This window comes from Paramagnetospirillum sp. (assembly GCF_058402745.1).
Window position 1 is genome coordinate 101,645 of the sequence record NZ_JBZVFI010000017.1, and the last position, 11,732, is coordinate 113,376.

The window sequence follows — 11,732 nt, forward strand, 5'->3', positions numbered from 1 at the left end:
GGGCTAGCCCTCAACCACCACGACGCGGCCGGCCAACTGGGCGGCGAGATCGTCGGTGAGGGTCATCGTCTCGCCCTCCTGGTACCGCCTGCCGCCCACCTTGACGGCGGAGAGCACGGTATAGGCCGTGCCCTGGGCCCCATCGGAATCCGGCCCACCGGCCGGGGACGCGGCGGGGGTCTCGGCGGGCGGCGTTTGCGCGGCGGCCATGGGCGTGGCGGGCGCCTTCCGATCGGCATTCTTGGGCGTCGCCATGGTCAGCTCACCACGTTTTCGAAGAAGAAGCCGAGGTCCGGCGCAATGTTCAGCTCGCGGACCTGTTCGCCGACGCGCACGCGGACGGAGCCCATCAGGCCGATCTTGGGCTCGGGGATGTCGCCCGCGATCCGGCCGCCCCACTGGGCGGTCAGGCAGAAGGTGGGGCGCAGGTTGTTGAAGTCGGCCAGGGGATCGCGCACCAGCAGGGCGCAATGGTTGCCCCACACCCGGTGGCGCTGCGGCGCCTGGCCCGGCTTGGCGATGTTGACCCAGCCCTGGCCGACGATGACCTCGTCCAGCTCGAACAGGTCGGCCACTTCCTGGCGGGTGGCGATGCCGCCGTTAATGTTGAGCTTGCCCACGCCGGCCAGGATCTGCGGATGGGAGTTGAGCTTGCTCCAGGCCGCCCGCCCGATGACCATGACGTTGGGCAGCACGATGCAGGCATCCAGCGCCGTCTTGATGTCATCGATAGGAGCGGAATTGACGTAATCGTCCCAGCGATCGTTGCCGGCCAGGGTCAGCTTGTTGCCCGCCGCATAGGTGGCGGCGCTGAACACCAGGGAGGCCACGCGGATCTCGCGGCCCAGTTCCAGCAGGTCGGTCAGGTTCTCGGCGGCGCTGGCCAGGGGGTCGAAACCGGGGATGTTGGCGGCGTTCTTGATGTCCTTGTTGGGCACCACATCATCGACGCCCCAATCCTTGGTGGAGCCGTCCTTTTCCTCCATTTCGAACTCGATCTCGGCGGGCTGGCCCTTGCGCCCGACCTCCAGCTCGGGGACGGTGATCTTGCCGCCCAGCTTGTGCTGGTACCACTTGAACTGCTCGCCACCCACGGGCTTGCGCGGGCAGATCAGGCTGGCGATCAGCTTGTTGTTGATGAAGGCACGGGCGACGCCGGTGAGGACCGGATTGATGGGGAAAGGCGCGGTGACCATGGGTGGGAACCTCCGTTAACCCTGGATGCGCTGGGGCGCGATGTTGACGAGGCCGAAATCGCCGGCCACGCCGGAGACCTCGGCCCAGCCGCCGATCTGATTGTTGACGCCCGCCGCCGGGTCGGCCTTGACGGCGCGGCCGGTGGCGTCGGCGGTCAACGGGTCACCCCGGGTGACCACGCCGCCATAGACGATCTCGGCCAGGCCGGTCTTGACGATGTCCACGCGCTCGCCGTCGGCGGCGTCCAGGCGCTCGGACACGCCCATGATGGCGTCGGCGGCGGTGGCGGCCAGGGTGGCGGTGCGGTCGGCGGTGCCGTACTTGACGAAGTGCCGGCCGCCGATGGCGCCTTGGGCGGTATAGGTCTTGGTGAGGCCGGGATTGCTCACGGATCAGCCCTCCTGCTTGGTGACATGGGTGACCGCCTGGGCGGCGGTGACGTGGCGCCCAGCCTTGGTTTCGGTATCCATGTAGGCGCGGGCGCGCTCGGCGATGTCGTCGGCGCTGGCCAGATCGGCGGGGCCGGGACCACCGTTGAACTCGCCCAGTTGGACCAGCTTGGGCGCCTTGGCCAGGCGGGCGCGGTAGGCCGCCCGCGCGGTCAGCTTGGCGGTACCGTCGCCGTCGGCCAGGGCGATGATGGCGGCGCCGTCATCCATGGCGGCCAGCTCGACCAGCACCGAGTCCTTCTCGCCCGGCGGCAGGCGGCCATCCTTGATCAGGCCATCCACGAAGGCGGCATCGTCGGCCTTGCGGGAATCGGCCTCGGCGGCGGCCAGGGCTACCTCCTTGTCGCCGATGGATTTCTCGCGGATGGCCAGGTCGGCCTCCCGCTTGTCGAGGGCGGCCTTTTGGGCCACCAGGTCTTCGGCGTTCGCCATGGGATCTCCGGGGTGAGGGGACAAATCAGGGGTGGAAAAAGCCGGGGTCTGGTCCTCGGCGGCGGCACGCACCGCGTCGGCGGCGGAACGGAGGTCATCCGCCACATAGGCGGGCAGGATGCCGTCGGCGGCCTCGATGCCCCGCTCCTGGATGATCCAGTCGCGGAAACGACCCATGGCGCCGGCCACGGAACGCAGCGCCCAGGACATGGGGCCGGCGGCCTCGCACAATTCAACGGTGACGGCGCCGTCGTCGGCGGCCAACGCGATGGGTTTCAGGCCCTTGACCGCCGGGGCGCGGGCGCCCAGCAGGCCGAGATGCTTGATGTAGTGCTTGCCCGGCTTGGGATTGCCGGGGGAATCGGGGAGATAGAACGACAGCGACTTGTGCTTGAAGCGCTTGTCCTTCAGCGTCTGGGCGAATTCCGGGTCCACGTCGCAGGCGTCGCACAGCAGCACGCCGTCCTCGACGCGGGGGTTGCGCAGCCAGCCATAGGCGGGATCGTCCATCTTGGGATGGCCCACCACCGCCGGGGCGTCCTGGAGATCGGGATCGTAGACGGCGGCCATCTCGGCCACATGGGCGGCGGTGACCACCACCGGCTTGCCGTTGGCGTCGGTGTAGGTGCCGGGGCGCAGGACTTCCAGCGCTTTGAGGTGACGTTGCCCAAGGGTGATCCCCGCATGGTGAGTGCCATGGGGAGCAGCCTAGGGGGGGCGCGGCGGGGGAACAGCCCTGAAGGATTTCAGGCGGGGATGATCCGGGCGGATCGCAGTCGGATGGTGCCCCCGTTTCGGCCCCCGCGCAAGATGCATGCGCGGGGGCCGCCGGCATTGCCCCCGTCCCGGCGCTCTAACGGGGGTCTAACGGGGGGTGACGGGATCGGCACGGGCACCGCGACCGGAAATTGCCTTCGCCGCCCCGTGGCGCTATAATGGCCTCACGACGGCGATGGTGGGCAGCGGCGCCCGCAACCATCGCCCGGCGCTCCGCCGGCCGCTTCGGCGAGGGCCCCAATCCTCTCATTTCCGGCCATACAGCAGCTTGCCCTGGCGCGAGCGGCGCAATTGCTGCGGCTTGTCGGACGGCACCAGGGTCCAGGCTTCCAGCCGGCCTTTGTTGGCCTGGGCCACCAGGGTCATGGCGCCCTTATCGGTATCCACCATCTTGACCAGGCGCCTGCGCAGTTCCACCTTGCCGGTGCCCTTGTGCCGCTCGAAGGTCATCCAGATCTCGAAGGGATCGGCCAACAGATCGGGCAGCAGGGGCAGCCACGGGGCGCGGGCCGGGTCCACATGGGCGGCCAGGGCGGCGGCATCCACCAGCAGGCGGGACCCGTCGGGCAGTTGAAACACCTTTTCCGGCCCACCGATGACACGACGGGTGATGGCCTCCATGGCGCCCTTGTCGGCGGCAGGCGGCCCCAGTCTCGCCTGGGCCTTGTCCACCGGCACCTGGGCGGGCCGTTCGGCGCTCTGCCAATCGCCTGGGGTCAGCACCTCCCAGGCGTCGCGCTTGGCCTGCCGCCACTGGCCCATGACCTGGTCGTTGAGCTTGTGTCCGAAGGCGGCCTCGCCCGGATTGTAGTCGAAGCCGGGGTCGATGCCCTTGGGCACGGTGACCGTGCGGGGGCCTGACGGCGTGTTGACCGTGCGGGTCACCATGGGATCGGGGGGCGGATCATCGCTCACCGTCCAACCGGAGATCCGTGCCGCCTCGCCCGACAGGATGTCCACCTGGCAATGGCAGCCCCAGGCGTTGATGGGCCAGTGGGCGCCCCAGAAGGCGTGGCCCAGCGGCAGGGTGATGCCGTTCCAGGCCTTGTGCTCGGCGCGCTCGTGGGCGCTGGGGTTGTGACGGTAGCGGGCGACGGCGTCGGGCAAATTTTTGCCCTGTTCCCACCGTCCGGCGCTGTAGGCCTGGGACAGGTTGGTGTTGTAGATCACCCCCGACCGCCAGCCGCGCGAGCCGTTGTAGCTCCAGCCGTGCTCGGCCACCAGGCGGTCGAAGTCCTTCCTAAAATCGGCCAGCGTGCGGCCCTCGGCGATGGCCTTGCCGATGGCTTCGTGGAATCCGGTGACCAGTTCGTCGGTGGCGGCGCCGGCCACGACGAAGGCGCGGCCGTGCTCGCGCCCCCAGATATCCGTCCAGGCCTTGGTGGGCAGGGCCAGCTTGGCCTGGTGATAGGCGATGGCCTCCGTGAAGTCCACGCCCTGGGGCTTATCTGCCATGGACGATGTCCGATCGGCCCGTCAGGTTGGCCAGGGCCATGGCCTGGCCGATCAGGTTGGCCAGGTCGCCGGGGTCCTGGGTGGGATAGATCTCGGCCAGACGGGACAACACATCGGCCAGGGTGCCGCCGTCCTCCTCCACCTGGTCGAGCAAGGCGCGCACCCGGCCGACGAGGGCGGACATGGCGCCGGCCGACAGCGTGTCCAGCTGGTCCGCCAGATCGCTCACCTGACCCTGGCTGCCCTGGGCCTGCTTACCCTGGGTCGGCGCGGCCAGGGCGGGAACGGGATCTGGGGACGGATCGGCGGAAGCGGGAGGCGGATCGGCGGGGCGGCCCACATAGGTCCAGCGCCCGCTCCACTGCTCCTCGATGTCGGCGGCCGAATCCTCCGGCTCGTAACCGGCCTGGCGCATGGCGCTGACATATTCCAGCACCATCTGGCGGGCCTTAATCTTTTCTTGCCGGGTCTTGGCCTCGGCATCCTCCTGGGTGGGACGGTCGCGCCAGACCTGAGGGGGCACGGCGTCGGGATAGTTCAGTTCGGTGATCCAGGTCAGCAGCTGGGTGTTGAGGGTAGCCGACAGCAGGTCGGCATCGGCGTCGATGATCTCGTCCTTCACCGCCTGGTGGACCTGGCCCAGGGCGCGACTGCCCGCCTTGCCCTCCGACGTGGTCAGCGTCTCGCCCAGCACCGCCACGGTGATCATGCGGTCGCAATATTCCACCAGGTCGGGATAGGTCACCTGGCCGGAACGCGACGCTTCCAGGAATTCGACGATGGCATCGGACGGAATGGTCATGGCGGTGGATTGGGAGACGGCCTCCAGCTTTTCCAGGAAAACGTCCTCTTCCTCCACGGTCATGGTGTTGGGCACCTTGCCCACCGTGGTCGGGCTGCCGAACTTCTCGGCGAACACCATCCAGAACTGCACGCCCAGGCGCTTGAAGAAGCACCACCAATACAGCTGATGGCCCAGGCCCCGCCCGTAGGGATCGCCGGTCTGGTCGCCGAAGCGATGGACGATGAACTTGCGGGGCGGCAGATCAATGCCGGTCCAGGAATTCTCCCGCGTCAGCATGCGCAGCTCACCGTCCAGGCCGAAGACGAAGCGGCGCTGGTTGCGGGGCTTGATGGCCACCGGCACGATGAAGCCGTCGCGGATGTCCCAGATGGGCTCGGCCACGGCATAGCCCTTGAGGGTAGCGCCCAGCAGATCGAGGCAGAGCTTGTCGAAGGACAGACCCCACTCGCCGTTCAGCACCCGTTCGGACAGCTCGGCCGCCTTCTTGTCCTGGCGGTGTTTGCCACCGGGCACCAGTTCCCAGTCGCGGGCCACCAGGCCCATCTTGCGCTTCTGTAGCACGGCGAAGGCCATGGGATCGCGCTCGATCTCCCCGTAGAGCTTGAGGCCCTTGCCCCGCCCCTCCTCGGCCAGCACCTCGTCGGTGGGCCGCATCATGTCGGTGAATTGAGGCACCGTGGGATCGGTGAGCGGCAGGGCGAGTTCGGTACGCAGCCCGGCCTTGGACGCAGGCTTGGGGGTATCGGTCATCAGAATCTGCCTTTCAGGCCGGCGGTGGCGGTCTTGCCCTTGCCCAGACGCAGCGCGCCCCGGCCCGAGCGGATGGATTGGGCCATCTGCCACAGCATCTCCAGCATGTCGGGGCCGTCGTCGTGGGGGGCCTGGGGATAGAACAGCAGTTGCTCCTTCAGCACCGCCTGGTTGGCGCCGATGCGGATCAGGCCGTTCCTGATGTGGGGCTCCAGGCTTTCGATACGCAGTGCCTTTTCCGTGGTGGATTGGATTCCCACCATGGGAATGGGGGTGCCGCGTATCGCCGATTCCTTGACCAGCTGCTGGGCGAAGAAGGCCTGGAACTGGACGATCTCGACGCCCCACTTCAGGCATTTGTATTCGCGGTGAAGCGCCTCGATGTCGGCCATGATGACGCTGGGCACCCGCTTCCTGATCGAGGCCTCGACCACGTCGAGGATGCCGGTGGCGCGGTTGAAGCCGCCGACGCCGATGGCCGAGGGATCGGCGTTCTTGCCCGCGCCCCCCATGGAGGGATCGCAGGCGCCGACGAACACCCATTCGGCCAGGCGCGAGGTCCAGAAGGTCAGGTGCGCGAACATCTGGTTGGCGCCGTCCATGGGCTCGTTTTGGTATTCCGAGCTGAAGGGGCCGTCGCCGATGCGGACCCTGATCTTGGCCAGCTTGACCAGGGGCTGGACGGCGGGCCATAGCACCCTGCTACCTGCCAGCATCTCAGCCTCGTGGTCGCGGAAGAACTGGTCGGCCAGTGCCTCGGCCAAAGCGGGATCGGAATTGCGCAGGATGCCTTCCCACCGCTCCCACAGATCCAGGCGGTCGGGCTGGCGGATCACCGCCTTGAACACCTTGCAGCGCCACAGGGGATTGCGGGATTTCCGCATGGCCACGGCGTCGTAATGCAGGAAGGTGTTGACCCAGATCAGGTCCATGGAGCCGTCGGGCGGGCCCAGGGGCTCCACCGTTTTGTCGATCCAGGATTCTAGCTTGTTGCGCTGGTCGGGGTTCTTGACGTTCTCGTCGTTCTCCAGATCGTCGGCGATGACCAGGTCGGGGCGCTGGGCTCCGTGGCGGAAACCGCGCAGCGCCTTGCCGGCGCCGCCGATCTTGACCTTGGCACCGGTGGCCGTGACGATCTCGCCCGCCTGCCACACCGGCCCGGCGCCGGTATCGTCCGGGAAGTCAGCCCGCAGGCGGGGATTGAACTCCAGCTCGGATTTGAGGCCCTGAAGGTGGACGGCGGCCTGGTCGAAGGTGTCGGACAGAATCACCGGGAAGCGCTTGATACGCCGGATGATGCACCACAGGGTGAACAGCAGGGTGACCACCGTGGATTTGGCATTGCCGCGCGGCGCGGCGATCAGCTCGCGCCGCCCTTCCGGGGCCACGGCCACCTGGGGCAGGTGGTCGAACAGCCACTCGTGGAACTCGCTGGACTCCCCCTTGATGTAATGGGGGAAGTAGGTGCGGCAGAAGAAGCGGAAGCCGTCATCGGCCAGGGCCTTGGCCCGGCGTTGGGTCGAGGCGATCCGGTCCATGATGAAACCGGGGCACTCGGTTTCGATCAGACGGCGCTGTTCGGCCGCCAGCTCGGCCAGGGACTTAAGGAAGTCGTCGGCGGTGACCTGTTTGCCGCGCCCAGCCATGACAATCAGCCGTATTTCTTGGCGACGAAGGCGCCGAAGGGCTCCAGCATCTCCACCAGGGCGGCGCGATGTTCGGGGAATTCGCGGACCACGAAATCGGCCAGGTCGCCCAGCAGCTCGGTGGCCACGGCAAAACGCCCCAGATCGGGGGCGGCCTTGGCCACGGCGCTCATGGTCTTCTGGAAAGCGTCGGCGAGACGGCTCAAAGTTTCCGCCTTGGCCGAAGGGGGCATGTCGGGAGTATCGCGCACCCCATCCACCGTGGCCTGGTACATGGCCAGGAAGTCGTGCAGCACCAGCTGGGCGATGGTGCCGGCGCCGGACGAGGTCAGCGAGTGGGCGGCGCGGGCCTTGTCCCAATCGTCGCCGTTGGCGGCGGCGGCGGATTTCCACTTGCGTGCCGTGGGCGCCGGCACGCCCGCCCGGGCGGCGGCGGCTTCCAGGTCCAGCTTGTCGATCACATAGGCAGATCGGATCGCGGCCTTGGCCTCGGGGGGATGGGCCATGTCACTCCCCCAGGCGGCCGAGGGCGGCGTTAACCGCGCCGCCCATGACATCGGCGGGGGACGGCTTTTTAACGCCCGGCACTCGCGCCCGGCCGGTGGCCACGTCGGCGCCACGCTGGGTCAGGGTGACCACGGTCACCGCGCCGTGGCGGGCGATAATGGCCAGGCCCTGCTCCGCCAGCCAGGCGCAGATGGTTTCCACCTGGTCGCGGGACATGCCGAAGCCGATGGATTCCAGCAGATCCTGCAACACGCTGGTGTTGTGGGCATAATCGCCGTCGTCGGCCAGGAAGCGGAGCACGGCCAGGCGGGCGGATTCGAGGATCACGTTGCTCATCGCTTCTGGGCCTCCAGCGCCCCTTCGACCATGGACCTGACCGGGGTTTCGACCCGCTTCAGGATCTCGGTCACCACCTTGATCTCGCCCCGCAGATCGGCCATCCCCAGGGCGAGATCGTGGAACTGCTCCTGGGTGGGAAGGTTATCCAGGGTGGATTCCAACCGGGTGAAGCGGGTATCGCCTTCGCGGAAGCGGTCCTCCAACTCGTCGTGATGGGCGGCGTGTTCGTCGCGGAACTTGTCGAAGGTCTCGTGGCTGACGAATTGCTGGTGCACCGACCACCGCGCCCACAGGCCGATGCCGGCCAGGGAGCCGCCCAACACCACCGATATGACCGGCCACCAGGCCAGGAACCATTCAGCCACTCTTCGTCTCCTGTTTCTCGGTTTCCGGCGGGTTATCCGGGTAGTGGGGCGGCGGAATCACCAACGGACGGGGCTTCACCCCGGCCCTCGCCAGGGCGCGAGCCAGATGACGCTCCTGGGCGGATTGCGCCTGGTCACCGAAATCGCTCACGGGGCGACCTCCGGGCCGGCGTCGCGGGAAGCGGACTGGGCGGCCGTCCGCGCGGCCTGGGCGGCGATCGTCGCCACGTCTACGGCGTGCTGCCCGAGTCGAGCAGCTTCGTCGCCGCCTCGACGGAGGATGTCCAGCGCGCCAAGGGCCCGATCGAGGGCGGCTCGTAGGTCCGCACAGCCGCCGGGGCTTCCATCGGCCGGGGACACGCCGCCGTCACCGCCACCCCGATGGACTGCGGCCCCGCGCAGGCGGAGAGCAGCAGCAGACAGATCAGCGGATAGCCGAGCGCCGTCCTGGGCGAGCCGGTCGCGCTCCTGGGAAAGTTGGACATAGGATGCCTCCAGACTGGCCAGGGTGATGGCGTGATTGTGCTCGGCCTCGCGCGCCGCCGCTTCGGCCGCCCGCAGCGTGGTGGCGGCCCGTTCGTGCAGCTCGGCCACCGCCTTGTCGTGCTGGGCCTGGTCGAAGCGATGCACCATGATGCCGGTGGCCACCGACCCGGCGGCGGCCATGCCCAGGGCGGCAAGAATCGTCCAACCCAGCAAGGCTGCCGAGGGGAAGCCCAGGAAGGCGGCGAACCGGGTGATCAGCGTGATCACAGCCCGGCCTCCATCTGCGCCTGGTAGCGGGCGATGCGCTCCACATAGGTGGTGGTCTCGTGGGCGTGGGCGGGGCCGGTGACATGGCCCAGGCAGGGGGCAATCACGGCCCACAGCCGTGCGCCGCCGCAGGCCTTCTGGGCGTTGATGATATTGCCCGCCCCGGCGTTGTAGCTGGCCTGGGCCAGGGGCTGGCGGTCAGCGGGATCGCGGCCGGTACGCCAGACCTGACGCAGCCGGGCCATGTAGTAGGCCCCCGCCTCGATGGCGATAGGGGCATGGGGCGAGACGGCACCGAGCCGCAACTCACGGGTGATCTGTCCCCAGGTGGCGGGCATGAACTGGGCGAGGCCCTTGGCGCCCACCGGCGAGACGGCGCGGGGATCGAGGCGGGATTCCTGGTACAGCTGCGCCTTCCAGGCAGCCGGCCGGGGATAGTCGGGCCAGTAGGTCTTGACCGCCGAGGCGATCTCGCCGTCATAGCGAGAGGGGAAGGTCGGCCCGGCCGAGGCGGCCGAACAGCCCATCAGGGCGCCCATCAGAAGGGCCAGACCGACGAAGCGCAGGCCGTAGTAGATTGCCAGGGCGACGGCGCTCTTGGCTATCCGCTCCATGCTCTGGCCGAAGGTGCGTCCGGCCCGTTGGTCAAGCCAGGTAGAGACCAGGATCAGGCCGGTGACGGCGGCGAGGGCAAAGCCCAACCGCATCAGGGTGGCGAGAAGCGCGAAATCGTCGAACATGAGGAGTCCCTTTGGACGGCGGTAACCGTCCAAAGGGTAGATGCGGTGGGGAGAGAATGAAGACCCTGAAAAGCTTCAGACGAGGCAGTGCCAGGATGCGCCGCTGGAGGCGCGAATTACATCGGGCCGTTGGAGGAAGTCACTGTACTCTTCGTACAGTCGGCGCCGATCGAGGAACCACACTGGGACCGTGCCGTCATCAGTCATATGCTCGGCAACGAACATATCCCAAGCCACCACACGCCCCTCCTTGGCCACAAGGACTTCGTTATCAGGACCCTTGAGCCAACTGGGCAGGGTGATCTTGGTCATGGCTTCCTCATTAATCGAGTGATCTTGCCGCCATCGGCCGAAGGAATCAACGCCCGCCCATGAGGGCCAGCAGAGGCGGCTCCTCGGCCGGTGTCCCGGTCGCGCCCTTGGGCGGTGGCCCGGCCAGGACGTTGTAGACGGTGCGCTCGGTGCATTTCATCTCGGCGGCGATCTTGCGGATGGAGCACCCCTGGCCTTTCAGCTCCCAGACCCTGGCCCGCTTGCCCGGCCCGATGGGCACGTCGATGCGGGTGCCGCCGAAGCGCTCGGCCAGGGCCTCGGCGGCCTCGTGCCCGATCAGCGCCACCACCGGCGCCGCCGGCCCCAGGCGACGCGGCGACGGCACATACAGTGACCGTCCGCCCCAGGCCTTGGACAGGGCCAGCGCCTTGTCCTCGCCGATCAATTCGGCGATGACGGCGTAGTTGACGATGGGATCGAGGGCGGCGGACATGATCATGGCTCCCTGGAAAGCTCGGCGGCGGCGGGGCGGTTGTGGGTGATGCGCCGGACCTCGATGCCGCCGTCCTCCAGCCGGATGAACCAGTGGAAGGGCTGGCCATCGAAGCCGGCCGCCCACATGTCCTCGTCATCCAGCAGACGCAGGATCTCCTGGCGCTGGCTTTCGTCCGGTTCGTCATAATGCTCGGCGATCACCGAGGCGCACATGGCGGACCAGCCGTGGACCAGATAGGCGCCCGCGCCGTCCCCATGGACGGACACCACGTACATGGCGTCTCGCATGTGCTGGTAACTCGCGGTCATGTCTTACTCCTCAGCTGAGAGGGCGGTTGGGTCGGTATTCCCGGCGGATCAAGCTGATCGCGTGCCCGAAATGGGCGGCATCATCGAGCCATCCGTCGCGGTCTTTTCCGACCTTGCCGGCGGCGATACGGATGCAATTCGCCTTGCGCTCCTCAAGCCAGTCCAGGGTGTCGTCGATGCTGTCCCGTTCGCTCACGCCGGCACCTTCTTCCGGGCCTGGGCGGCCTCCTTGCGGCGTTCACGGCGGTTTCCCTCTCCCGGATAGCGGGGCTGGGAATGGATGTTCGGGGTGCCGTCATCGGGATCGGCGGGGGCGATGTCGCGACGGCGCATCGCCTCAACCATCTCGGCATAGGAGGTGGGTTCGCCCCGCTCATCCATCTCTCGGCGCCGCAGCTCCAGTTGGCGGATCGCTAACGCATGGTCGATCATCTGCATGG

18 protein-coding genes are annotated in these 11,732 nt (G+C 67.9%); all 18 read right to left on the reverse strand.

Annotated features, from left to right (window positions below):
- Positions 1-3 precede the first annotated feature (3 nt).
- The gene (locus ACV4UZ_RS14585; RefSeq protein WP_491601525.1) at positions 4-255 is read right to left on the reverse strand and encodes a hypothetical protein; all 252 of its coding nucleotides are present in this window, start codon (positions 253-255) and stop codon (positions 4-6) included.
- Positions 256-257: 2 nt separating this feature from the next.
- Positions 258-1,196 (reverse strand): major capsid protein, encoded by a 939-nt coding sequence (locus ACV4UZ_RS14590; RefSeq protein ID WP_491601526.1) that lies wholly within the window; start codon positions 1,194-1,196, stop codon positions 258-260.
- 15 nt (positions 1,197-1,211) lie between these two features.
- Positions 1,212-1,586: a capsid cement protein gene (locus tag ACV4UZ_RS14595; RefSeq protein ID WP_491601527.1), complete on the reverse strand. Its 375-nt coding sequence runs from the start codon at positions 1,584-1,586 to the stop codon at positions 1,212-1,214.
- Between the two features lie 3 nt (positions 1,587-1,589).
- Positions 1,590-2,675: a hypothetical protein gene (locus ACV4UZ_RS14600; protein ID WP_491601528.1), complete on the reverse strand. Its 1,086-nt coding sequence runs from the start codon at positions 2,673-2,675 to the stop codon at positions 1,590-1,592.
- Positions 2,676-3,101: 426 nt separating this feature from the next.
- Entirely contained in the window at positions 3,102-4,310 is a 1,209-nt protein-coding gene (locus tag ACV4UZ_RS14605; RefSeq protein WP_491601529.1) for a PBECR2 nuclease fold domain-containing protein, read from the reverse strand.
- Positions 4,300-5,865, reverse strand: a complete 1,566-nt coding sequence (locus ACV4UZ_RS14610; RefSeq protein WP_491601530.1) for a DUF935 domain-containing protein — start codon at positions 5,863-5,865, stop codon at positions 4,300-4,302. Before ACV4UZ_RS14610 ends, ACV4UZ_RS14605 begins: the two co-directional genes overlap by 11 nt.
- Positions 5,865-7,511 (reverse strand): phage terminase large subunit, encoded by a 1,647-nt coding sequence (gene terL, locus ACV4UZ_RS14615; protein ID WP_491601531.1) that lies wholly within the window; start codon positions 7,509-7,511, stop codon positions 5,865-5,867. The genes ACV4UZ_RS14610 and terL overlap by 1 nt, the downstream gene beginning before the upstream one ends.
- 5 nt (positions 7,512-7,516) lie before the next feature.
- Positions 7,517-8,017 (reverse strand): DUF1804 family protein, encoded by a 501-nt coding sequence (locus ACV4UZ_RS14620; protein WP_491601532.1) that lies wholly within the window; start codon positions 8,015-8,017, stop codon positions 7,517-7,519.
- 1 nt (position 8,018) lies between these two features.
- Positions 8,019-8,354, reverse strand: coding sequence for a VpaChn25_0724 family phage protein (locus tag ACV4UZ_RS14625; protein ID WP_491601533.1), 336 nt, complete (start codon positions 8,352-8,354; stop codon positions 8,019-8,021).
- The gene (locus ACV4UZ_RS14630; RefSeq protein ID WP_491601534.1) at positions 8,351-8,722 is read right to left on the reverse strand and encodes a DUF2730 family protein; all 372 of its coding nucleotides are present in this window, start codon (positions 8,720-8,722) and stop codon (positions 8,351-8,353) included. The genes ACV4UZ_RS14625 and ACV4UZ_RS14630 overlap by 4 nt, the downstream gene beginning before the upstream one ends.
- Positions 8,715-8,873: a hypothetical protein gene (locus ACV4UZ_RS14635; protein ID WP_491601535.1), complete on the reverse strand. Its 159-nt coding sequence runs from the start codon at positions 8,871-8,873 to the stop codon at positions 8,715-8,717. The genes ACV4UZ_RS14630 and ACV4UZ_RS14635 overlap by 8 nt, the downstream gene beginning before the upstream one ends.
- Positions 8,870-9,475 carry a hypothetical protein gene (locus tag ACV4UZ_RS14640; protein ID WP_491601536.1) on the reverse strand — a complete coding sequence of 202 codons (606 nt, stop codon included), beginning with the start codon at positions 9,473-9,475 and terminating at the stop codon, positions 8,870-8,872. The genes ACV4UZ_RS14635 and ACV4UZ_RS14640 overlap by 4 nt, the downstream gene beginning before the upstream one ends.
- Complete coding sequence (locus ACV4UZ_RS14645; protein WP_491601537.1) at positions 9,472-10,215, reverse strand: transglycosylase SLT domain-containing protein; 744 nt, start codon at positions 10,213-10,215, stop codon at positions 9,472-9,474. Before ACV4UZ_RS14645 ends, ACV4UZ_RS14640 begins: the two co-directional genes overlap by 4 nt.
- A 75-nt stretch (positions 10,216-10,290) precedes the next feature.
- A complete protein-coding gene (locus ACV4UZ_RS14650) occupies positions 10,291-10,527 on the reverse strand; it encodes a hypothetical protein (RefSeq protein ID WP_491601538.1) in 237 nt (78 codons plus the stop codon).
- A 46-nt stretch (positions 10,528-10,573) separates the two neighbouring features.
- Positions 10,574-10,981 carry a hypothetical protein gene (locus ACV4UZ_RS14655; RefSeq protein WP_491601539.1) on the reverse strand — a complete coding sequence of 136 codons (408 nt, stop codon included), beginning with the start codon at positions 10,979-10,981 and terminating at the stop codon, positions 10,574-10,576.
- Positions 10,982-10,983: 2 nt separating this feature from the next.
- Positions 10,984-11,292, reverse strand: a complete 309-nt coding sequence (locus tag ACV4UZ_RS14660) for a hypothetical protein (protein ID WP_491601540.1) — start codon at positions 11,290-11,292, stop codon at positions 10,984-10,986.
- 10 nt (positions 11,293-11,302) lie between these two features.
- Positions 11,303-11,488: a hypothetical protein gene (locus ACV4UZ_RS14665; protein WP_491601541.1), complete on the reverse strand. Its 186-nt coding sequence runs from the start codon at positions 11,486-11,488 to the stop codon at positions 11,303-11,305.
- The gene (locus ACV4UZ_RS14670) at positions 11,485-11,730 is read right to left on the reverse strand and encodes a hypothetical protein (RefSeq protein WP_491601542.1); all 246 of its coding nucleotides are present in this window, start codon (positions 11,728-11,730) and stop codon (positions 11,485-11,487) included. Before ACV4UZ_RS14670 ends, ACV4UZ_RS14665 begins: the two co-directional genes overlap by 4 nt.
- Positions 11,731-11,732: the final 2 nt, after the last annotated feature.

What these genes read in the sequence shown, in the direction of transcription:
- ACV4UZ_RS14585 (WP_491601525.1), bottom strand. Translation starts at nt 255, where the DNA reads ATGGCGACGCCCAAGAATGCCGATCGGAAGGCGCCCGCCACGCCCATG.
- ACV4UZ_RS14590 (WP_491601526.1), bottom strand. Translation starts at nt 1,196, where the DNA reads ATGGTCACCGCGCCTTTCCCCATCAATCCGGTCCTCACCGGCGTCGCC.
- ACV4UZ_RS14605 (WP_491601529.1), bottom strand. Translation starts at nt 4,310, where the DNA reads ATGGCAGATAAGCCCCAGGGCGTGGACTTCACGGAGGCCATCGCCTAT.
- ACV4UZ_RS14610 (WP_491601530.1), bottom strand. Translation starts at nt 5,865, where the DNA reads ATGACCGATACCCCCAAGCCTGCGTCCAAGGCCGGGCTGCGTACCGAA.
- terL (WP_491601531.1), bottom strand. Translation starts at nt 7,511, where the DNA reads ATGGCTGGGCGCGGCAAACAGGTCACCGCCGACGACTTCCTTAAGTCC.
- ACV4UZ_RS14620 (WP_491601532.1), bottom strand. Translation starts at nt 8,017, where the DNA reads ATGGCCCATCCCCCCGAGGCCAAGGCCGCGATCCGATCTGCCTATGTG.
- ACV4UZ_RS14625 (WP_491601533.1), bottom strand. Translation starts at nt 8,354, where the DNA reads ATGAGCAACGTGATCCTCGAATCCGCCCGCCTGGCCGTGCTCCGCTTC.
- ACV4UZ_RS14645 (WP_491601537.1), bottom strand. Translation starts at nt 10,215, where the DNA reads ATGTTCGACGATTTCGCGCTTCTCGCCACCCTGATGCGGTTGGGCTTT.
- ACV4UZ_RS14650 (WP_491601538.1), bottom strand. Translation starts at nt 10,527, where the DNA reads ATGACCAAGATCACCCTGCCCAGTTGGCTCAAGGGTCCTGATAACGAA.
- ACV4UZ_RS14655 (WP_491601539.1), bottom strand. Translation starts at nt 10,981, where the DNA reads ATGTCCGCCGCCCTCGATCCCATCGTCAACTACGCCGTCATCGCCGAA.
- ACV4UZ_RS14660 (WP_491601540.1), bottom strand. Translation starts at nt 11,292, where the DNA reads ATGACCGCGAGTTACCAGCACATGCGAGACGCCATGTACGTGGTGTCC.
- ACV4UZ_RS14670 (WP_491601542.1), bottom strand. Translation starts at nt 11,730, where the DNA reads ATGCAGATGATCGACCATGCGTTAGCGATCCGCCAACTGGAGCTGCGG.